The sequence below is a fragment of the Erythrobacter sp. JB1-15 genome, from assembly GCF_057365035.1.
The window spans coordinates 1,084,351-1,105,681 of sequence record NZ_CP200295.1 but is presented as its reverse complement, the minus strand read 5'-3'; the positions used below and the strand labels follow the sequence as shown (position 1 = coordinate 1,105,681).

Here is a 21,331-nt window from a genome sequence, read left to right as displayed (position 1 = left end):
AGGATTGATGATGCTCTTTGCCACCGTTGGTGTAGGCCTTGCCCCTCAGGATAGCGCATTGTGACCGACAAACCGAAGCCGCAAATGACAGGCGGAAACGCCCTCGACCGGCGTTCTGCGCTTGGCCGGATGAGCGGCGCTCCGGTCAAAGCAATGATCGCGGTGCAGGCCGCCAATGGTGTTGCCGCAGGCGCTCAGCCAACAGAGCCGCGTGCGGGAATTGTCCGATTTGAAGATTTCGGCGCCATCGGCGACGGGGTCAGCGATGATGGCGCGGCCATCGCTGCCGCTTTGCAAAGCGGTGCGCGCATTGTGCCTGAATTCATCACCTATGCGACCGCGCGCACACTGACAGTCAATCACGATGCCGTGTGCGATCTGGGCGGGGCTCTTATCCGGCAGGCAGACGGCGCGCAGCTGGATGAGGTTGCGCGCATCGCCATCAGCAATTCGCAATCCAAACTGCAATCGGCCACCACCATTGTGGTCGATGGCAATCGCGCCGCAAACACCGCAGATGTGACGGGAATTGCAGCGGGCAAGCTGAAAAAAGCGCTCGGCACGCTGACGGCTGCCGCGCAGGATTGCACCACCGGGATCAGCATCACCGGGCAAAGCGAATATTGCGCCATCAGCGCCCATGCCGAAGGGTGCGATACGGGCGTTGCCATTCTGGGCTATGACAAAACCACGCCTGATGAGCTGCGTCTGGATGTGTTCGCACATGATTGCGGCACGTTCCTGCATTCAACCGGCAGCCGAAAAGTCAGCGGGATCATCACCTTTGCCTGCGAGCAATCCGATGATTGGGGTGTCATTCTCGAAGGAGAAGGCTGGTGGCAGGTGACCGGGATCATTCGCGGCGTCGGCAAGCAGCAAGGCGGCGGGATGCGCGTGGATGGCGCTCAGCTTCGCGGGGATCTGGAGATTGTCGGGGCAAGCGGCGAGAATTGCGAATGGGGTCTGGATATCGCCAGCGGCCAGATCAACGGATTTTGCGCCACCATTAACGGGCAATACGCCAACGGGGTTCGCATTGCTGGCGGGGTCGAAGGCTCTGCCAAGCTGTTCCTCCAAACCGTTCCGCGCGGGCAATTCGGCGTTGTTTTGGGTGCAGGCGGTGAAACGCTTGACGGGTTTGTGATCGAGGAAGGCTCGCGGCTGCGCGCGGGCGCGGATACGGTCGCACTGGCGCTGGAGGACTGCCGCAATTGCACCATCAATCCCGGCATTTTGTCCGGCATCTGCACCATTTCAGCCAAAGCGTCTGGCAATACGGTTCATGTTCCGCGCAAAGCTGCCAGCCGGGTGGCTTTCGACAATCAGCGCAGCCAAACCGACAACCGCATCGCCTTTCGCGGGGTGTTTTCGCTTGAGGAGCTGGCCGCGATCAATAATGGCAATGCGTTTCGCGGGATGGAAGCCGAAATGTGCAGCGATTTTGACATGCGCCGGGCAATGTTCGATGGGCAACGCTGGACCCCTGCCTAAACGGCTTTTTTGAGGACGCCATGCGAGCTTGGATACAGATTGTGCTGGTCGCCGTCTTTGTGACAGCCTCGTACCGGCTGGTCCTCTACGACATCGGCGACACTAGTCGCGGATTGCTGCTTGCTCTGCTGATTTTTGTAACGGCCGGGCAACAGTCGGGGCGCTTTTTTGTAAAAGCCATGCCGCTGTTTGTGATGGTAGCGGTCGCGATTGCGCTGGATTTCATCTTTGGCAGGATTGGCAATTATCTGTGGGTGATGATGGCGCAGCTTGTGTCGGGATTGCTGGTGGCTTCCACGGTGTTCCAGATGAATATCGAAGCCTTGCGAAGAGTGATTTTCGTCTCGATTGGCCTGCTATTTGTCAATTTCGCGATAATCACCTTTGTGCCGGGATATTTCATCGCGGCGGCATCTGATCTGGGCGTGGTCGACCCGTTCGTGACCTATGGCCGCGAGCTTCAGCGGATGTATTATTCCTATTACAACGCCAATGCGGCGGCCTATGCGGTCTATTATATGCTGCTGGCTTTTATCGCGGTGAATTATGTGTCGCCCATGCCCAAACGGCAAAGCTGGATAGTGATGGGCCTGCTGCTTGGGCTGATCCTGCTGACAGGTGGGCGCGGCGTTATCCTGGTTATTGCAGCGCTAGTCTTTGCCTGGCTGCTGGCGCTGCGATCTTCGCGTTCGGCGATGGTGGTTGCGGGGCTTGGCTTTGGCTCGCTGATGGTTCTGCCCGCGTTCAACGCCTTGAATGAACTGGTTTTGCTGCGCGAGGAATCCAATGTCGTCCGGCTGGATGCGCTCAACCAATACATCCAGTTTATCGCGAACAACCCCTATTTCGGCGTCGGTATCGAAGCCTTGCGCGAACGCGTTGATGTGTTTGGCCTTAAACCCAGCCACAATTTCTTTATTGAGGTTCTGGCGATGTTCGGATTTGTGCTGGGAGGTCCGTTGATTGCGTTTCTGGTCTATCGGCTGGTGATCCGCCCGGTAAGCTTTCAATTGAAATTGCTCGGATTTTTCTCGCTCATGCCCGGCGTGTTCAACAACACTTTGCTAACCAATTGGGGTTTTATCCCGCTGGCTGTGCCCGTTTTGATGGTGTGCGCAGGCGTGATGCGGGCGCGCCTTTCTGACGAAGCTGCTGCGGATGGAGCGACCCCAGAAGATAAAGCCGCGCGCACGCCAAACCCTGCATTGCCTCCGCCGCTTAAACCGGCATTCGCTTCCAGTCCGGGTTACACTCCGGTCCGCTGATCGCAGCGCGCAAGCGGCCATTGCTGTATCCCTTCTTCAAGACCCCAACCAAGCTGGTGCCAACCGAATCATGAAAATCTCCATCGTAACCGCTGTTTTCAATCGCGCGGGCACCATTGGTGAAGCGATGGAAAGCGTGCAGCGCCAGACCTATCCGCATATCGAGCATGTCATTCAGGATGGCGGGTCCAATGACGGCACATTGGAAGCGGTGCAGGCGCTCGCCAAGGATACGACCCAGGTGCTGTCAGAGCGCGATGATGGAATTTATGACGCGATCAATCGCGGCATCAGGCGCACGACGGGCGATATTGTCGGGCTGATGCATTCTGATGATGTGTTCGCCGATGCGGATGTGATTGCCGATGTCGCGGCGGCAATGGCTGATCCATCGGTTGATGGGGTTTACGGCGATCTGCAATATGTTGCCGCCGATGATCTGACCAAAGTCATCCGCCATTGGAAATCGGGCGAATACCATCCGCGATTGCTCAAACGGGGGTGGATGCCGCCGCATCCCACGCTCTATTTGCGGCGCGAGGTGTTTGACAGATATGGCCTTTACGACACGTCCTATTCGATTGCGGCGGATTACGATGCGATGCTGCGATATCTGGTCAAGGGAGAGATTTCCCTAGCCTATATTCCCCGAGTGCTTGTCAAAATGCGAGTGGGCGGCGAAAGCAACCGTTCCATTGAACGCATTTTGCGCAAAAGCCGCGAAGATTTGCGCGCCCTTCGCGCCAATCGCGTGGGCGGGGCCGTGACATTGGCGGCCAAGAATTTGAGTAAGCTGGGCCAATGGCTGAGCAAAGGTGACGAGAAATAATGACCAAGCGGGCACTGATTACTGGCATTACCGGGCAGGACGGGTCGTATCTCGCTGAATTTCTGCTGGCCAAGGGGTATGAAGTTCACGGGATAAAGCGCCGTGCATCATCTTTTAACACCCAGCGCATCGATCACATTTACGAAGACCCGCACGCCCCCGATCCCAAACTGACGCTGCATTATGGCGATCTGTCGGACACATCGAACTTGACGCGCATTATCAAACAGGTGGAGCCGCACGAGGTTTATAATCTTGCCGCGCAAAGCCATGTCGCGGTCAGTTTCGAAGCGCCCGAATACACCGCCGATGTTGATGGGCTGGGCACTTTGCGGCTGCTTGAGGCGATCCGGCTGCTCAATATGGATCAGCACACCCGGTTTTATCAGGCGTCCACATCCGAGCTGTATGGGTTGGTGCAGGAAACCCCGCAAACCGAGAAAACACCGTTTTATCCGCGCTCTCCCTATGCTGCGGCAAAGCTGTATTCTTATTGGATTACAGTTAATTACCGCGAAGCTTATGGGATGTATGCCTGCAATGGCATTCTGTTTAATCACGAAAGCCCGCGCCGGGGCGAAACCTTTGTGACGCGCAAGATCACGCGCGGCCTGGCCAATATCGCGCAAGGGTTGGAGCCGTGCCTGTATATGGGCAATATCGATGCCTTGCGCGATTGGGGCCATGCGGCTGATTATGTGCGGATGCAGTGGATGATGCTGCAACAGGATGCTGCCGATGATTTCGTGATCGCAACGGGCAAGCAATATTCGGTGCGCGAATTTATCACCTGGTCGGCGCAGGAACTGGGCATTACGCTTGAATTTTCGGGCAGCGAAGTGGACGAGATTGCCACTATCGCGGCGATCACCGGGGATAAGGCGCCCGCGCTGAAAGTGGGCGATGTGATCATGCGGATTGATCCGCGCTATTTCCGCCCTGCCGAGGTAGAAACCCTGCTGGGCGATCCGACCAAAGCGCGCGAAAAGCTGGGCTGGGAGCCGGAGATTACCGCGCGCGAAATGTGCGCTGAAATGATTGCGACCGACCTTGCCGATGCGCAGCGTCATGCTTTCCTCAAAGCAAACGGGTTTGCCATGCCTGTCAGTGTCGAAAACTGAACGCGGGGCATCGCAGCATGATGAAGATATTTCTCGCAGGACATCGCGGCATGGTGGGCAGCGCCATTGCGCGCAAATTGTCCGCGCGCGCTGATGACGGTGAGGCGGTAGAGCTTGTCACGCGTTCGCACGCGCAGCTCGATCTGACCGATCAGGCCGCCGTGCGCGGTTTTTTCGCCGAAGAGCGCCCCGATGCGGTGATCCTGGCGGCGGCCAAAGTGGGCGGCATTCACGCCAACAACACCTATCCCGCCGATTTCATCTATGACAATCTGATGATGGAAGCCAATGTCATCCATCAGGCGTTCAAGGCAGGCGTCACCCGGCTGTTGTTTCTGGGATCATCGTGCATCTATCCCAAGCACGCCCCCCAGCCCATGACCGAAGACGCGCTGTTAACGGGCACTCTGGAGCCGACCAACGAACCCTATGCCATTGCCAAGATTGCCGGGATCAAATTGTGCGAAAGCTATAATCGCCAGCACGGCACCGATTATCGCAGCTGTATGCCTACCAATCTGTATGGACCGGGCGATAATTTTCACCCTGAGAACAGCCACGTCCTGCCAGCGCTGATCCGCCGTTTCCACGAAGCGGCTGAGGCAGGCGCGGATGAAGTCGTCATCTGGGGCACTGGCACACCCCGGCGCGAATTTCTCCATGTCGATGATATGGCTGAGGCCAGCCTGTTCGTGATGGAGTGCGACCGCGCCGTTTATGACGCGAACACGCGCCCCATGCTCAGCCACATCAATGTGGGCTGCGGTGAGGATATCTCCATCTTGGAACTCGCGCAGTTGGTTGCGCGCATAACCGGGTTTGAAGGCCGCATCGCCACCGATCCGGCCAAGCCTGATGGCACAGCGCGCAAACTTATGGATGTCTCGCGCCTTTCGGCGATGGGGTGGCGCGCTCAAATCGGGCTGGAAGCCGGGATTGAGGAAACCTATCGCTGGTTCCTTGCTTCACAAGCGGAACTGCGCGCATGAAACTGAATTATGCATCCGGTTCATTGGCGGTTGTGCTTTGCGCGGGCAAAGCGCGCCGCAATTCCTGCGACCTCGACGGTAAAAGGCCCCCTTGGCGATGAGCAGCCGACTGAAATCGAACTCAAATCTGCCCTGGTTTGTGCTGGGGCTGTTTGCGCTGGTGGTGGCGGCATTGGGCGGATCATCGCGCCCCGATGCGATCCAGATTGCCGCTTTGCGCCCGCTTACCGCGCTGATGCTGATCCCGGCGCTTTATTTCATATCGCGCGAACAAATCGCCAAAGCGCGCAGTCTTGTGGTGCTGCTCGCGCTATTGGCAGGGTGGATGGCGCTGCAATTGGTGCCGCTGCCCGCTGGCCTTTGGCAATCCCTGCCCGGCCGCGATGTGATCGCGCAGCTGGATGCAGCCACCGGAATGGATGGCACATGGAGGCCGATTTCGCTGGTGCCGAGCAGGGGCTGGAACGCGCTGTTCGCGCTGATTGTGCCGGTTACCGCTTTGCTGATTGCGCTCGCCATGCGGGCATCGCCGCGCATGCTCATGGTGATTATCGCCGCTGTCGGGCTGGTCGATGCGGTGCTTGGTATCATGCAGGTTGTCGATGGCAGCAAAAGTCCGCTTTATTTTTACGCCATCACCAATGCGGGATCGCCTGTCGGACTGTTCGCCAATGAAAACCATTCGGCGGTCTTTTCTGCGCTTGTTCTGGTGATCCTTGCCCGGCTGCAATCGCTGCCTCAGGCTATCAACGAACCGCGCTGGCTGCGTCTGTGCTATCCGCCGACATTCCTGATTGTGCTGCTGGCCGTGCTGCTCAGCGGATCGCGCGCTGGCCTTGCGCTGACAGCGTTCGCGCTGCTGGTGACTGTGGTGATGGTCTGGCTGGGCTTTACCGCAAGCAATACGGATCGCCGCCAAAGCAAGGTTGAGCAATGGATCACCGCGCGCCCGCGTTTGCTTTTGGGCGTATTTGCCGGGCTGATCGCAGTCCTGCTGATTGCGTTCTTTTCCGCCCAGCGCGCGCCGGGTGTCGATGACATTTTCACGCAGAACACATTTGAGGATCTGCGCTGGAAATTGTGGCCCACAATCACACAAATGGTGCAGACCCATTTCCTGTTTGGCGCAGGGTTCGGCACCTTTGAGGAGCTGTATCATATCTATGAACCCAGCGATCTGCTGCTGCCTGTCTATGTCAATCAGGCGCATAATGACTGGGCGCAAATCGTGATTGAAGGCGGGCTGCCCATGGTCGCTTTGCTGGCGCTGTTCATCGCATGGGGCGTGCGCGCCGTCTTGAAAGCCCCGCAGACAAGCGAGCTGTATATTGCCAAACTGCTTTTCTGGGGATCAACAGCGGCCATCATATGCGGGGCATCGGTGGTCGATTATCCTCTGCGCGCACCGTTGTTTCAAGCCATGGCTGTGTGGTTGGTGGTTGTTTTGGCAATGGAAATCGCGCCGATTGGCAATTCCGGCAGCTCTGGCAAAAATGCCACCCGCTCAGCGGGATCACGGGGCAAATAATGGCCCGCTCTTGGAGTTTCACCGATATGAGCTATGGAGCGGGAATTGGTCAAAAGGGTAAAAAAGTGCCGTTTAGAATTTGCGTGACATTGGCTTTGGCCGCAGCGGCTTTGTCCGGATGCGCGACCGATCGCACCTTTGGCGCCGATCCAAGCTATGAGATAACCGAACTGGAAACGCTGCCCGCCCCGCGCGGCGAGATTTTCTACACCATCGGCTCTCAGGAAAAGCTGGAAATTGGCGTTGTCGGCGCCGAGGAATTGACCGGCGTTTACCTCACCGATGAAGATGGCAATCTGGATTTTCCGCTTGTCGGCAAAGTCGCGATTGGCGGCCAGTCGCCCACCAATGCGTCCAAGATGATCGCCGATGGCCTGCGCGGCCGGTTCATTGTCGATCCGCAAGTGCGCGTGATCCCCGAGGAGTTCACCCCGCCTTCCATCTCGATCGGCGGACAGGTGAACCGGCCCGGCGCTTATCCTGCAACGGGGCGCGAAACCTTGCTGCGCGTTGTCAATATGGCCGAAGGCCTGGCGGAATATGCCAAATTTGAAGATGTGCTGATTATGCGCACGGTTGATGGTCAGCGCTATATTGGCCTTTATAACATCGCGGCGATCCAGCGCGGCAATTACCCTGATCCTGCGCTTTACCCGGATGATATCGTGATGGTCGGGGATTCGCCTGCGCGCCGCCGGCTCGACAATATTCTCCAGTTTGCGCCGCTGCTGACATCGGCAGCGATTGTCATTGATCGCGTGGGCATTTGATAGAATTATGAACGCAGATATTGCCCTTTCGCCGCCCAAGGCTGGCACCGCAAACGGTCAGGATGCTGGCGAAGGGGGGATAACTTCTTCCTCGATCTGGAACGCTTCGTTCACGAAGCGCGCACTTTGCGCTGGTTTATCGCCGCGCTGATTGTGCTTTGCCTGCTTGCAGGGCTGGTCATCACTTTGCTGACAGAGCCGCAATACCGCGCCAATGCACGGCTCGAAGTGGCGCAGGTCGCGACCAATGTGACCGATATCGAAACGCTCGATGCCGATGGCCGGGTGTCTGAGCTGCAATATCTTAACACCCAGTACGAATTGCTGGAATCGCGCTTCATGGCATCGCGCGTTGCCGAAGCGGGCAATTTGATGCGCGACGAAGAGTTTATCGAAACCTTCGCGCTGACCGAGGAAGAAGACCTTTCCGAACGCGATATCGAAGAATTGCTGCTCGATCAGGTCAGCATTGAAGCGATTGCCAATTCCAGCCTCGTGGACATCTATTTCTCCAGCGGTTCATCAGCCCTGTCGGCGCGCATTGCCAATTTGTGGGCCGAAGAATTTATCGCGGCCAATTACGAGAAACGCTTCGGCACCAACATCGAGGCGCGCGAATTCTTGAAAAGCCAGATCGATGAACTGCGCGAAAGTCTGTCGCGGTCTGAACAGGAATTGGTTGAATATGCCAATGCGAACGAGATTCTGGTGCTGGAAACAAGCACAGATGGCGAAGGGTCAGCGACCGCAGCGCAAACCTTGATCGCGGCTGATCTGTCTGCGCTCAACGCGGCTTTGGCGCAGGCCACAACCGAACGGATCACGGCAGAGGCCGCCGTGCGCGCTGGCGAGCGGGGCGGCCCCAATCGCGATCCGCGCCTCGCGTCTGAATTGGCATTGGCGCAGTCCGAATTGTCGATTCTGCAAGAGAATTTCGGCCCCGAATATCCCGCCGTGCGGCAAAAACAGGCGCAGGTCGCAACCTTGCGTCAGGCCTTGAATGTTACAGGCAGCGCCACGTTGCGTTCCGCCAGATTGCGCGAAAGCGAATTGCGCGAACGGCTGAACGAGGCGAAATCAAAATTCCTCGGCCAGCAAAGCCAGGGCATTCAATACGGCATCCTGAAACGCGAGGTCGAAACCAATCGCGAAATTTATGATGGTTTGCTCCAACGCTTCAAAGAGCTTGAGGCATCGGGCGCAGGTCAGAACAATATCAAGCTGATCGACGCCTCCATCGCGCCGATTGCGCCTTATGAACCGTCCCTCATTCGCAATATGGCGGTGGCCTTTATCGCCAGCCTGATGCTGACGGCAGCGCTGGTCTATGCCCGCGTCATGATGAGCCAGACGGTGCGCGAGCCGGGCGAGGTGACCGACAAGACGGGTCTCACCCTGCTGGGCGTGATCCCCAAAGCGAAAGATGTCGACATGGTCGATGCGCTGGCGCAGCGATCATCGGAAACGAGCGAGGCGTACCGCTCGCTGCGCACCAATCTGGCGTTCCTTACCGCCGATGGCGCGCCGCGGGTGATCATGCTGACATCGACCGCTCCGTCAGAGGGCAAGTCGATATCCTCGGTCGCACTGGCTGCAAACTTTGCGCAATTGGGCAAGGATACAATCCTGCTCGATTGCGATCTGCGCAATTCCAAACTGCCCAAAACGCTCGATCTCGATATCACCGGCGTTGGCGGAATGGCGGCGCTGCTCACCAATCAGGGCGGCGCGGTGCGCGATCAGGCGATGCGGGTGGAGCGATTGAATTTCGACTACATCCCGGTTGGCCACAAACCGCCCAATCCGGTTGATTTGCTTGCATCGGACAGGCTGCAGCGAGTCGTGGATGAAGCCAAGGGCACTTATGATCAGATCATCATCGATTGCGCGCCCATGCTGTCGCTCGCCGATGCGATTGAAACCGCGCGCGTGGCCGAAGGCGTGATCTATGTGATGGAAGCCAACCGGATCAAAGCCAAGGTTATCGAAACCTCGGTTCGCCGTCTGGCTGCCACCGGCGCGCCGATCTATGGCGGCGTTCTGACCAAGCTGGATGAGCGTGCGGCCGAATACGGATATGGCTACGGCTATGGTTATGGCTACGGCTATAATTACGGGAATGACGATCCCAAGGCCGAAACGGACCGGATGTAAGCCTGATGTCAATGGCTAAACGCCTTGCAGCGCTGGAATGGCCCCGATTGTTGATCGTGATCGCGATTGGCGTGGTGCTCGCGGGCGTTTTGAGCGTCCAGGCGCTCAGTTCCGCCCTGACACGGTCCGCACCATCGACGGCGGTTTCGCTGTTTGGCTGGAATGGTCTGGCGGCTGAACAAAATGCGTTCCAGGTTTTCCAAACCGCTGCAGCCCAAGGCACCGATCTGCTGGAGGCTGCAACAAATGCGCAGCCGCTCGCGCGGGCTGCCGCATCGCACGATCCGCTGACGCCCAAATCCTATTCGGTCATTGCCATGGCGACCACCGATCCGGCCGCCAAATCGGCCATTCTGACCGCCGCCAACAAGCTTAACCGGCGCGATTTGTCGCTTCAGGCGCTGGTGCTTGAACAGCGCCTTGCACAGGAAGATTACAGCGCCAGCATCGCGACGCTCGATCAGATCCTGCGCGTGCATCCTGAGCGTGAGCAGGAGTTTTTCCCTGTCCTGCGCCAAGCCTTGACCGCGCCCGGTGCTGCGCCTTTGTTCGTTGATATCCTCAACGGGCCTGCCGCCTGGCACGAAAACTTTCTCAAATTCGCCATGCGAGAGCCTGCATCGCGGCTTGCCATGGCGTCGATCCGCAAGGAATTGAATTACGACGACACCGAGGTTGACCGCCGCCTGATCACGGGTCTGGCGGTGCAGGGCGAAGTGGTGAAATCAAAAGAGATCTATGATTTTGTGAAAGCGCGCCAAGTGCCTGATGAGACGGCCGAAGAAAGCGGCGAGGAGCGCGAAGTTGCGAGCAATTGGGACAATCAGTTCCCCCCGTTTGATTGGCGCTTGTCCGATGAAAGCCGGTTCCGGAGCCAGCCTGACCGCAAGGGCGAAAACCTCGAGATTTTCGCGCGATCAGGCGAAGGCGGCGCGATTGCCGAATTGATCGAGCTGACCCCCGATGGCCCCTTTGCCATCACCACCACATACGAAGCGCAAAGCCCCACCCGGTCGGATAACACGCGCATTCAGCTGTTCTGCGCCGTGGGTGCGCCGCCTTTCGTTGATGAAGCTTTGGCGCAAGGGGCCAACACTATTGCGGTGGACGCAGTGCCGGACAATTGCCCGCAAATGCTGCTGCGCGTGAATGTGCGGGCGTGGCGCGGCGAACCGACCGTGCGCGCGACTTTGGGGCCTATTACAATCGCCCGACAATAGAGTTGAGAACCGCGCTGGTTTAACCGGGCACCCTAATCGAGAGCAATATCCGGCGCGTCTTCCTGTTTCATGCCCACCACGTGATAGCCGGCATCCACATGATGCACTTCGCCGGTTACGCCGGATGACAGGTCAGACAGAAAATACAGCCCCGATCCGCCCACATCATCAATCGTCACCGTGCGGCGCAGCGGCGTGTTCAGCTCATTCCATTTGAGGATATAGCGAAAATCGCCAATCCCGCTGGCAGCCAGGGTTTTGACAGGGCCAGCGCTGATCGCGTTCACTCGGATGTTTTTCGGTCCCAGATCATTGGCGAGATAGCGCACGCTGGTTTCCAAAGCGGCCTTTGCAACGCCCATGACGTTGTAATGGGGGATGACCTTTTCCGCGCCGTAATAGGTCAGCGTCAGGATTGATCCGCCACTCTCGGGCATCATTTCCGCCGCCCGCTTGGTCACCGCGACCAGCGAATAGGCCGAGATGTTCATCGTCTTCAGGAAATTTTCGAGCGAGGTGTCGACATATTGCCCGCGCAATTCCGCTTTGTCGGAAAAGCCGATGGCATGGACCACGAAATCAAGCGTGTCCCAACGTTCTTTCAATGTTGCAAAAGCGGCGTCCAGCGCATCCATATCCGACACGTCGCATTCGAACGTGAAATCGCTGCCCAATTGCTCTGCAAGCGGCTTCACCCGCTTGGCCAGCGCTTCGCCCTGATAGGAAAAGGCCAGCTGCGCCCCGTGCTCTGCCAATTGCTTGGCAATGCCCCAGGCGAGCGATTTATCATTGGCAAGCCCCATGATGAGCCCGCGTTTGCCTTCCATGAGTTTGGGCATATCGGCATTCTCCTCAAAAGTGTCTGTCGCTGTGCTGAACCGCCAAATCAAGCCTCAGCCTGTTTAAGTTCCGCTCCGGGCTCGGCCAGCGCCGCATTCAATTGAGCGCCGATAACGAGGCCAAGCCCGACAAGCCAGAAAAACAACAGCGCAACCATAATTCCTGCCAGACTGCCATAGGTAAGACTGTAGGTGAAAAACTCTTTGAGGACTTTGGGCAGCGCTGTCGTGACAGCCAGCCACCACAGGGCCGTGAACAGCGCGCCGGGCCATTTGGGAAAAGCCTTGCCGCGATATTGCGCAGGCGTGAGCGTGAAAAAGAGCAGGTACAGCGATCCGAACAAGCCCAAAGCGGGCAAAATCCGCGTGATCTGCAAGGTTTCGATTGTTTCGCCCAATTGCGGGATAAACGCGCCGATAAATTCCTGCGCAGTACCGATCAGCACCTGGGCCAAAAACGAAACCAGCATCAACAACACTGCGCCCACGATCAGGCCTGCTGACAGCAAGCGATATTGCCAGAATGCGCGTTCCGCCACAGTGCCATAAGCGCGCCGCAGCACATCGCGGATGGTTTCGATCAGGCTGGAGACAGACCACAAGGCCGCTGCCGCGCCAAACCACACCAGCCACCCGCTGCGTGCGTCGATCACGTCTTTGGCCACCGGTTCAATCACTCCGCGAACGGTGGGCGGCATAGCCGTCAGCACGGTGCTGATCACCATCGCGCGATCTTCAACCTCTCCGACCAGCTGGAACAAAGTGGCGGCAAAGATAAAGAACGGAAAGATTGAAAGCATTGCCAGATAGGCAAGATTGCCCGCATAGATAAAGCCATCCTGAAATGTTCCGCTGACAGTGCGGCGGACGACTTCAAACGGGCGTGACCCTGAGCGAAACCACCCCAGCACTGTGCCTGCGGGGCCGGGTTTGCGCGATCTTTCGTGCGCGCCCAGCAATCCGGCAGGTTCGATATCGCCATCTTGCTTATGCGTCTTCAGCGCATCGCGCCGCCGCGCCTCAGGGGAAAGTGAGCGGACCGCGCGGTGGGGCGATGCGGGCTGATCTGCTCCAGTCATGCTGCGGTTAAGCCCCTTTCCTTGCAGCGCCTCGGTGCGCGCTCAGGCTTATGCGTCAAACTTGGCGCGCGGGCTAGCCGGATCGGTCCAATCACCCAGTTTTTTATCAAGCGCTTCAAGGTCTTCAGGCAGCTGTATTTCCAGAGTGACCAGCTGATCGCCTCGCGCGCCTGCGGCTTTCTTGGACCAGCCTTTGCCGCCCAGACGCATGATTGTGCCGCCATGGGTGCCCGGTTTGATCGTCAGCATAACCGCGCCATCAACCGTGGGGCATTTGACTTTCGCCCCGCGCAGCGCCTCATCCAGTGTGATCGGCAGATCCATGCGGATATGATCGCCATCGCGGCAGTAAAATGGATGCGAGGCGATGTTGATCTCGACAATGCCATCGCCATTGCCGCCCGGCCCGCTATGCCCTTTGTCTTTCAGGCGCATTTGCGTGCCATCATCCAGCCCGCGTGGCAGTTTCAGATTGATCGCTTTGCCATCGGCCAGCGTGATCCGCTGATCGCGCAAGGTTGCAGCATCTTCGAACGGGACGCTCAATTTGTATTGAATATCCGCGCCGCGTTTGGGCGGGGAAGCAGGCGGGCGCTGGCCAAATCCGCGCCGGCTGCCGGGTGGCGGTCCGCCGCGATTGCGCGCGCCGCCGCCAAACAGCCCTTCGAACAGATCGCCCAGATCCATATCATCGGGGTGCTGTCCGCCAAATTCACTGTCACGAAATCCGCCGCCGCCGCGCGGGCCTCCGCCGCCAAAGCCGCCGCCAAAACCGCCTGCGCCGCCGCGTGCATATCCGCCGCGCGCGCCGCCCATACCGCCGCCAGCCCCTGCGCCCATCCCGGCAAAGGGGTTCATGGGATTGCCATCGCCATCAATTTCCCCGCGATCAAATTGCGCGCGTTTGTCCTTGTCGCTTAACAGATCATAGGCATTGGTGACGCTGCTAAAGCGTTCGGCGGCCTTGGGATTATCCTTGTTACGATCAGGATGCAGCTGTTTAGCCAGCTTGCGATAGGCGCTTTTGATGTCTTTTTCAGACGCGGTGCGGGCAACGCCAAGGGTTTTGTAAGGATCGGCCATCGTGTGTTAGCTAGGTGAGACGGTTGCCCCGTGCAAGGGCGCTGTCAGACTGGCCCGGTATGAAACGCAAAAGCATGGCATTGTGTATGGCGTGCAATCAGTGCCCCCTTTCCTACGCGCGGCGAAATCCCTATCTCGAACAGCATGTTCGCCGCTGCCGCTTTATGCCCGATTGTGCTGTCACAGGGCGCTTTGGGGATGTTGCGGTTTTTAGTCTCAGGACCGTGTAACATGCGGTCCATCATTCAGTTTGAGGTCTGCCAAGATGAACCAACCCGCAACTCTGGGTGATGCCCAATTGGCCGATAGCCAGATCGCGGCGGGCGCTGATCCTTACCGCCTGTTCGACGAGTGGATGAATGAAGCACGCGCGAGCGAGCCCAATGATCCCAATGCGATGGCGCTGGCAACCGCTGATGGGGATGCAGTGCCTTCGGTTCGCATGGTGCTGCTCAAAGGGCATGGCCGTGATGAAGGGCGCGAATACGGAGTGAGCGGCGGCGGCTTCACCTTCTTCACCAACACCGGCAGCCGCAAAGGATGCGACATCGCCGCCAATGCGCAAGCGGCGCTGCTGTTTCACTGGAAAAGCCTCAACCGCCAGATCCGCATATCCGGCCCTCTGATCCCGGTGGATGAAGCGCGCGCAGACGCCTACTTCCACTCGCGCGCTTACACCAGCCAGGTGGGGTCCGCCGCCTCGGACCAGTCGCGCCCGCTGGATGCGCGCCAGACCTATATCAACCGGGTGAAAGCGCTGTGGGATGAGCATGAGGAGGCGGGCAAAGTGCCGCGTCCGCAGCATTGGACAGGCTTTACGCTGGACCCGCGTGCAATCGAGTTCTGGATGGACCGTGACAACCGCCTGCATGATCGCCGCGTCTTCACGCGCGCATCAGCGGATGCGGCGTGGTCAGATACGCTGCTCTATCCGTGAGCGCTCTACCCCTAAGGAACCCAGCATGACCCTGCGCATCCCCTATTGGCATATCGACGCATTCAGCGCCTCGCCCTTTGGCGGCAATCAGGCCGCTGTCATGGTGCTCGATGAATGGCTTCCCGACGATCAGCTTGTAGCGATTGGCGCAGAGAACCTGTTCGCTGAAACCGCCTTCGTCGTGCGCGACACAAGCGGCGAGGCGGATTGGGAGCTGCGCTGGTGCACGCCAACCTACGAGATTGCGCTGTGCGGTCATGCGACGCTGGCAAGCGGGCATGCGCTGCTGAGCCATCACGATTGGGGCCTGAGCGAAGATGGGAAAGCGCGCGATCGTGTGACGTTCCGCACGCGCAAATCGGGCGTGCTTGAAGTGCGCCGGACAGATGGCGGATATGAGGTTGCTCTGCCCGCGATCCCGACCGCTTCGCAAGACCACCCCGAGGCCGCAGCGCTGATCGGCGGCAGTCCCGTCGCGACCTACCGCTCTGGCGGGGAGCAGATCGGATACAACCTGTTCCTGTTCGAAACCGAAGCTGAAGTGCGCGCCTTGGCGCCGAACCTGCGCGCTCTGGCTGAATTGGGGACGGACCAGTTCGACTGCACCGCACCGGGCGAAGCGTCCGACATCGTCAGCCGCGTGTTCGTACCCGGTGCAGGTGTGGATGAGGACAGCGTTACAGGCTCAGCGCATGCCGCGCTAACCCCGTTCTGGGCTGCGCGATTGGGCCGAGACAGCTTTACCGCGCATCAGGCAAGCGAGCGCGGCGGCGATCTCACCTGCCGATTGGACGGGGACCGAGTGTGGCTGGGCGGGCCATGCACCACTGTTGTCGAGGGCACTTTCCTACTGGGATAGCGCGAGCTAACCCATGCGCTCCGCTTCGATGGCGAGCATTTCGCGCAAGTGATCGCGCCATGGCACCCCGGCAATGCCCGTGGCGGCGCGGGTTGCGCTGCAATCAAGGGCTGAGAAAGCGGGACGCTTTGCAGCGGTGGGATACTCGGCTGTGGCGATTGCGCCGATTGCGGGGATCCGCTCAATCAGGCCAAGCGCATGGGCCTCTTCGGCAATGGCCTGCGCGAAATCGTGCCAACTGACTATGCCTTCATCGCTATGGTGGAACGTGCCAGACGCGCCTTTCGCGACCAGCGCCCAAATGGTGCGAGCAAGGCCCGTGGCCCATGTGGGGGAGCCGGCCTGGTCGGCAACCACGCCGATCTCATCGCGGGTGCGCATGAGGCGCAGCATAGTGTTGACGAAGTTTGAGTGGCCCGCCTCATACACCCAGGACGTGCGGATCAGCAGATCGCGCGCGCCAAGGTGATCCTCGCCCTCTGCCTTGGTCCGGCCATAAGCGGATAGCGGATTGCGCGGGGCATCAGGCGGATAGGGCTGGGCGGCTGCGCCATCGAAGACGAAATCGGTTGAGACATGCACCAGCTTGCCGCCCGAGCCTGACCCCGAGCCTGACCCCGAGCCTGACATAGCCTCAGCCATAACGCCCACCGCATCAGCGTTGATGGCGCGGGCGGTGTCCTCATCCGCCTCGGCAGCATCAACAGCGGTGTAGGCGGCGGCGTTAATGATGATATCGGGCGCTTCAACCGCAAGCCGCGCGCGCAGCATGGCGTGATCTGCAAGGTCGACGTCATCGCTGCTGATCGCGCTGATCTCAGCGGAAGCGGGCGCGGTGCGCTGCAAGGCTCCGCCAAGCTGCCCGGTCGCCCCGGTGATGAGAACTCTCATGCAAACACCCGCGCATCGGCAAGCGGGACGCTCGCCCGGTCCTTGTCAGACAGGATGGGCGCGGTTCCATCCAGCGGCCAGTCAATGCCGATGGCCGGATCGTCCCAGCGGACCGAATGCTCTGCCTGCGGGTCATAGGGCGCGGTGCACTTGTAGAGGAAATCGGTGTCATTCTCGAGCGTGAGAAATCCGTGCGCAAACCCCTCTGGCACATAGAACATCAGGTGATTGGCGGCCGACAGATGCACGCCTTCCCATTGCCCAAACGTCGCAGAAGACCGCCGCAGATCGACCGCAACATCAAACACCGCCCCGCGCGTGACCCGCACCAGCTTGCCCTGCGGGTTTGGGTTCTGGAAATGGAGCCCCCGCAATACTCCCCTTTGCGAGTGCGAATGGTTGTCCTGTACAAAGCTCAGATCAAGCCCAGCTTTGGCAAAGCTGTCCGCATTCCAGCTCTCTGTAAAAAACCCGCGATCATCGCCGAACAAGGCTGGCTCAATGATAACCGCGCCATCAAGCTTGGTTGGCGTAACCTTCATCGCTGCTGGCCGGGAACGGTGGGCTGTTCAAGCAGGCCAAGCAGATATTCGCCATAACCCGATTTGCGCAAAGGCTGCGCAATCCGCGCCAATTCGTCATCGGTGATAAAGCCCTGCCGCCATGCGATCTCTTCAGGGCAAGCGATCTTCAGACCCTGCCGCTCTTCAGTGATCCGCACATAGGTCGCCGCATCAAGCAGCGATGCATGCGTGCCTGTATCAAGCCAGGCGAAACCGCGCCCCATGATCTCAACCGATAACGCGCTTTCATCCAGATAGAGCCGATTAAGATCAGTGATCTCCAATTCCCCGCGTGCAGATGGCGTTAGATCGCGGGCGCGATCCGCCACTGTTTCATCATAGAAATAGAGACCTGTCACTGCGTAGTTTGATTTGGGCGCGCGCGGCTTTTCCTCAATTGAGATGGCGCGGCCATCATCGTCAAATTCAACCACCCCAAATGCGGCGGGATCGGTGACGCGGTAAGCAAATATGCTCGCGCCATCTGCCTTGGCGTTGGCATGCTGCAAAAGATCCGGCAGGCCGTGGCCATAAAAGATATTGTCACCGAGGATCAGCGCCGCTGGCTTTCCGCGCACAAAATCGGCGCCAATGTGAAATGCCTGGGCAAGCCCTTCGGGATGGGGCTGCACTGCGTAGCTCAGCGATATTCCGAAATCGGACCCATCACCCAGAACGCGCTGAAACTGCTCGCTGTCCTGCGGGGTGGTGATAATCAGGATATCGCGAATGCCCGCCAGCATCAGAGTGCTCAGCGGGTAATAGATCATTGGCTTGTCAAAGATCGGCATCAGCTGTTTCGAAACGCCGCGTGTCAGCGGATAAAGGCGTGTGCCTGATCCGCCGGCCAGAATAATGCCTTTGCGCTGCCCCATCACATCTGCCCCGTCATATTATAAGGTGCCCCTGACCCTGACTCAGACTCTGGCGCGTAAGCGAACACCGCCGCTGGCCCCTTATGGCTCCCCTGCCGCCGGATAAAGCGCTATCACATCAGCAGCCTCTTGCAGCATTAGCGGACGTTCATCGCTGGTCGAATGGCCCAGCCGCACCAAAGTTACATTCTGCTCAGGGGAAACCAGCACATATTGCCCCATATGCCCGATCAGCGCGAACAGGCTTTCCGGCGCGCGATCAGGGAAAAGGGGGTGGGGGTATTGCAGCCGATCATCGGGCCGGTTCATCCAGGTTTGATAGCCATAATGTTCAGAGGCCGGGCTGGCGGCTGTCATCGCCGCAATCCAGCCTGATGGCACCAATTGTTCGCCGCTGGGCGCTTGTCCGTCAGTGCGCATAAACTCGCCAAATTTGGCATAATCGCGCGCGCTCGCATGCATCAAACTGCCGCCGATCAATGTGCCCGCTGCGTCAAATTCCGGCACAATCGATGTCATGCCAAGCGGTTCAAACAGCCGTTCTTCAAGAAAGCCTGCCACAGCCGCGCGGCGCGTTTCGGGATCATCGCTGTCTGTCAGAGCGCGCGCGGCGATATCGGCCAGAATGACTGTGGTGTTGGATGAATATTCAAAAGTCTCGCCGGGCTCGGCTTCCAAAGGCTGTTCCATTGCCCAGCGCGCCATATCATCGCGCCCATCCAGGAACAGCATGCGCACTTCTGACGATTCGTAAGGCGGATCGCCTGCTTCTGTGTGGCGCAATCCAGATCGCATCTGAAGAAGATACTCCAGAGTGATCTCCGCGCGCGGATCGCCAGGGCGCTGCCATAAAGGCACAGGGGCGGGCTCTTTCACGCTTAACTTGCCATCAGCAACCAGCATTCCGATCAGCACCGCAGTGACCGTTTTCGCCATGGACCAGCTTAAGAACCGCGTGTCCGCATTATACCCTTGCGAATATCGTTCAGCTGCAATCTTGCCATTGGCCATCAGAACAACCGCTCGGGTTTCGCCAAGGCCTTTTTTTGTGAACAATTCGTCCACCGCGCGCGCCACCTGTGCGCGGGGCGCGCCTGCATCCTGCGTGACGGCTGCAATCGCTTCATCGGAAAGCGGCATGAGCGCGCCATCGGTTTCGCCGCTGCACGAAGCGATTGTCACACCGCCCAAAATCAGCGCGCCTGATCCAAGCACGCTTGGCAGGCGTATTATTGCACGCTTAAAGAGAGCCCTGTGATCGAACATCCTGCGATCATTCTCGCACCCGGCAAAGGTTGGCAATGGCAAATCCGCGAAATTCCCGAAGTTTGCGCATAGCGTTTTGGCTTATCATCATTGTCGCTGCGGCTTTTGCGGCGGCGTTTTATGTCTTTCGTGAACCGATTGGCGGCTATGCCGAAGTCGGCACCAGCTATGCCGCGCGTGTGGCCTGTTCGTGCCGCTTTGTCGCAGGCCGCCCGCTTGATGATTGTGCCAAAGACAAACTTGGCGGGATGGAATTGGTGACTTTGGTCGAGGATGCAGATGCCAAAAGCGTCACCGCGCGCTTTCCCTTGGTTACTTCCGCCACTGCCAGTTACCGCGATGGGTATGGCTGTGTTCTGGAGAGATGGGAGCCTTAAGCCTGGACAGATGCGGCGGTATCAATCCACCCGCCGCCCAGCACCCGCTCACCTGCATAGATAACCGCCGCCTGTCCCGGCGCGACGCCGAATTCGGGATCGGCAAAGCGTATTTGCGTGGCCGCGCCTTCTCCAAAGGGTCCCTCCAGTGTGATCGGCACAGGTTTTGCCAGGCTGCGCACTTTCGCTGTCAGCGGCTCGCCCACGGGCATTGGGCCAATGCGATTGGTTTCGATCAGCGTCGCGCTTTCGACTGCCAGCATGCGTTTGGGGCCGACCCGCACCGTGCGGGTTCCCGCATCCAGCGCGATCACATAAAGCGGTTCTGGCTGGCCGCCGATATCCAGGCCCTTGCGCTGACCCACAGTGTAATGGACGATCCCCTTGTGCTGGCCCAGCACTTCGCCGCTTGCCGCATGGACGATATCGCCTGGTACGCCGCCTTCGGGCCGCAGATCGGTGACGATCTTGGCGTAATTGCCATCGGGCACAAAGCAGATGTCTTGACTGTCCGGTTTGGCCGCGTTTCTGAGGCCAGCCTTTTCAGCCAGTTCGCGAACGACGCTCTTTTCCAGACCGCCAAGCGGAAAGCGGATATAGTCCAGCTGGTCCTGCGTGGTGGCGTAAAGAAAATAGGACTGATCGCGCGCTGGATCGACCGCGCGGTAAAGTTCCGGGCCGGAATTGCTCTGCTGCGGCCCTTTAACGCGCTGGACATAATGCCCCGTAGCCAGACAATCTGCGCCCAATTCGCGCGCCATCCGGAACAGATCGGTGAATTTAGGCCCCATATTGCAGCGTATGCAGGGCACAGGAGTGCGCCCGGCCAGATATTCATCGGCAAACTGATCGACTACGCTATCGCGAAACGCGCTTTCATGATCGAATACATAATGCGCAATCCCCAGCCTGTCCGACACCGCACGCGCATCGGCAATATCATCGCCGGCGCAGCACGCCCCCTTGCGCCCGGTCGCTGCACCATAATCATAGAGTTGCAGCGTGATCCCGATAACCTCAGCACCTGTATCATGGGCGAGCGCGGCAACGACCGATGAATCCACCCCGCCGCTCATCGCGACAACGATGCGGCAATCTTCGGGCGCGCGCGGCAAATCGAACAGCGCGGCGCTGTCGAGCCCGAAAGGCGATGAGGTGTCGAGAGAGGCAGTGGCAGTCATGGCGGGGTTCCGCT

The 21,331-nt window shown here is 58.9% G+C and carries 20 protein-coding genes; 12 read left to right on the top strand and 8 right to left on the bottom strand.

The genetic code is table 11. The features are described 5' to 3' along the window. The first annotated feature begins 60 nt into the window (after positions 1–60). From AC0V6L_RS05275 to AC0V6L_RS05235, 9 genes are all read left to right on the top strand, one after another. Positions 61–1,491 (top strand): hypothetical protein, encoded by a 1,431-nt coding sequence (locus AC0V6L_RS05275; RefSeq protein ID WP_486153315.1) that lies wholly within the window; start codon positions 61–63, stop codon positions 1,489–1,491. Positions 1,492–1,511: 20 nt separating this feature from the next. Continuing rightward, positions 1,512–2,756: an O-antigen ligase family protein gene (locus AC0V6L_RS05270; RefSeq protein ID WP_486153314.1), complete on the top strand. Its 1,245-nt coding sequence runs from the start codon at positions 1,512–1,514 to the stop codon at positions 2,754–2,756. Positions 2,757–2,826: 70 nt separating this feature from the next. Then, a complete protein-coding gene (locus AC0V6L_RS05265; RefSeq protein ID WP_486153313.1) occupies positions 2,827–3,585 on the top strand; it encodes a glycosyltransferase family 2 protein in 759 nt (252 codons plus the stop codon). Then, complete coding sequence (gene gmd, locus AC0V6L_RS05260; RefSeq protein ID WP_486148865.1) at positions 3,585–4,706, top strand: GDP-mannose 4,6-dehydratase; 1,122 nt, start codon at positions 3,585–3,587, stop codon at positions 4,704–4,706. Before AC0V6L_RS05265 ends, gmd begins: the two co-directional genes overlap by 1 nt. Before the next feature lie 20 nt (positions 4,707–4,726). After that, entirely contained in the window at positions 4,727–5,695 is a 969-nt protein-coding gene (fcl, locus tag AC0V6L_RS05255) for a GDP-L-fucose synthase (RefSeq protein WP_486155050.1), read from the top strand. A 97-nt stretch (positions 5,696–5,792) separates the two neighbouring features. Continuing rightward, a complete protein-coding gene (locus AC0V6L_RS05250) occupies positions 5,793–7,223 on the top strand; it encodes an O-antigen ligase family protein (protein ID WP_486153312.1) in 1,431 nt (476 codons plus the stop codon). Next, positions 7,223–7,993 (top strand): polysaccharide biosynthesis/export family protein, encoded by a 771-nt coding sequence (locus AC0V6L_RS05245; RefSeq protein ID WP_486148859.1) that lies wholly within the window; start codon positions 7,223–7,225, stop codon positions 7,991–7,993. The genes AC0V6L_RS05250 and AC0V6L_RS05245 overlap by 1 nt, the downstream gene beginning before the upstream one ends. A 96-nt stretch (positions 7,994–8,089) precedes the next feature. Continuing rightward, the gene (locus AC0V6L_RS05240; RefSeq protein ID WP_486155049.1) at positions 8,090–10,147 is read left to right on the top strand and encodes a GumC family protein; all 2,058 of its coding nucleotides are present in this window, start codon (positions 8,090–8,092) and stop codon (positions 10,145–10,147) included. Positions 10,148–10,158: 11 nt separating this feature from the next. Next, on the top strand, positions 10,159–11,367 hold the full coding sequence (locus AC0V6L_RS05235) for a hypothetical protein (protein WP_486148857.1): 1,209 nt from the start codon (positions 10,159–10,161) through the stop codon (positions 11,365–11,367). A gap of 32 nt (positions 11,368–11,399) precedes the next feature. Here AC0V6L_RS05235 and fabI read toward each other — a convergent pair whose 3' ends face one another. The 3 genes from fabI to AC0V6L_RS05220 are packed head-to-tail and all read right to left on the bottom strand — an operon-like array spanning position 11,400 to position 14,368. Beyond that, positions 11,400–12,206 carry an enoyl-ACP reductase FabI gene (gene fabI / locus AC0V6L_RS05230; RefSeq protein ID WP_486153311.1) on the bottom strand — a complete coding sequence of 269 codons (807 nt, stop codon included), beginning with the start codon at positions 12,204–12,206 and terminating at the stop codon, positions 11,400–11,402. A 47-nt stretch (positions 12,207–12,253) separates the two neighbouring features. Continuing rightward, positions 12,254–13,285: a YihY/virulence factor BrkB family protein gene (locus AC0V6L_RS05225; RefSeq protein WP_486153310.1), complete on the bottom strand. Its 1,032-nt coding sequence runs from the start codon at positions 13,283–13,285 to the stop codon at positions 12,254–12,256. Between the two features lie 48 nt (positions 13,286–13,333). Next, positions 13,334–14,368 (bottom strand): DnaJ C-terminal domain-containing protein, encoded by a 1,035-nt coding sequence (locus tag AC0V6L_RS05220; protein ID WP_486153309.1) that lies wholly within the window; start codon positions 14,366–14,368, stop codon positions 13,334–13,336. 265 nt (positions 14,369–14,633) lie between these two features. On the opposite strand from AC0V6L_RS05220, the gene pdxH reads away from it, so the two are divergent. Together pdxH and AC0V6L_RS05210 are read left to right on the top strand one after the other, a co-directional pair. After that, positions 14,634–15,305 (top strand): pyridoxamine 5'-phosphate oxidase, encoded by a 672-nt coding sequence (gene pdxH / locus AC0V6L_RS05215; RefSeq protein WP_486153308.1) that lies wholly within the window; start codon positions 14,634–14,636, stop codon positions 15,303–15,305. Between the two features lie 25 nt (positions 15,306–15,330). After that, entirely contained in the window at positions 15,331–16,164 is an 834-nt protein-coding gene (locus tag AC0V6L_RS05210; RefSeq protein WP_486153307.1) for a PhzF family phenazine biosynthesis protein, read from the top strand. Between the two features lie 6 nt (positions 16,165–16,170). Here AC0V6L_RS05210 and rfbD read toward each other — a convergent pair whose 3' ends face one another. The 4 genes from rfbD to AC0V6L_RS05190 form a co-directional block, all read right to left on the bottom strand. After that, a complete protein-coding gene (rfbD, locus tag AC0V6L_RS05205; protein WP_486153306.1) occupies positions 16,171–17,055 on the bottom strand; it encodes a dTDP-4-dehydrorhamnose reductase in 885 nt (294 codons plus the stop codon). After that, positions 17,052–17,597: a dTDP-4-dehydrorhamnose 3,5-epimerase gene (gene rfbC / locus AC0V6L_RS05200; protein ID WP_486153305.1), complete on the bottom strand. Its 546-nt coding sequence runs from the start codon at positions 17,595–17,597 to the stop codon at positions 17,052–17,054. The genes rfbD and rfbC overlap by 4 nt, the downstream gene beginning before the upstream one ends. After that, positions 17,594–18,493, bottom strand: a complete 900-nt coding sequence (gene rfbA / locus AC0V6L_RS05195) for a glucose-1-phosphate thymidylyltransferase RfbA (protein WP_486153304.1) — start codon at positions 18,491–18,493, stop codon at positions 17,594–17,596. The genes rfbC and rfbA overlap by 4 nt, the downstream gene beginning before the upstream one ends. Before the next feature lie 81 nt (positions 18,494–18,574). Continuing rightward, positions 18,575–19,759 (bottom strand): serine hydrolase domain-containing protein, encoded by a 1,185-nt coding sequence (locus AC0V6L_RS05190; protein ID WP_486153303.1) that lies wholly within the window; start codon positions 19,757–19,759, stop codon positions 18,575–18,577. 35 nt (positions 19,760–19,794) lie between these two features. On the opposite strand from AC0V6L_RS05190, the gene AC0V6L_RS05185 reads away from it, so the two are divergent. Continuing rightward, positions 19,795–20,136 carry a hypothetical protein gene (locus AC0V6L_RS05185; protein WP_486153302.1) on the top strand — a complete coding sequence of 114 codons (342 nt, stop codon included), beginning with the start codon at positions 19,795–19,797 and terminating at the stop codon, positions 20,134–20,136. Here the strand turns inward: AC0V6L_RS05185 and mnmA are convergent. Beyond that, complete coding sequence (mnmA, locus tag AC0V6L_RS05180; RefSeq protein WP_486153301.1) at positions 20,133–21,317, bottom strand: tRNA 2-thiouridine(34) synthase MnmA; 1,185 nt, start codon at positions 21,315–21,317, stop codon at positions 20,133–20,135. The genes AC0V6L_RS05185 and mnmA overlap by 4 nt on opposite strands. Between the last annotated feature and the right edge of the window lie 14 nt (positions 21,318–21,331).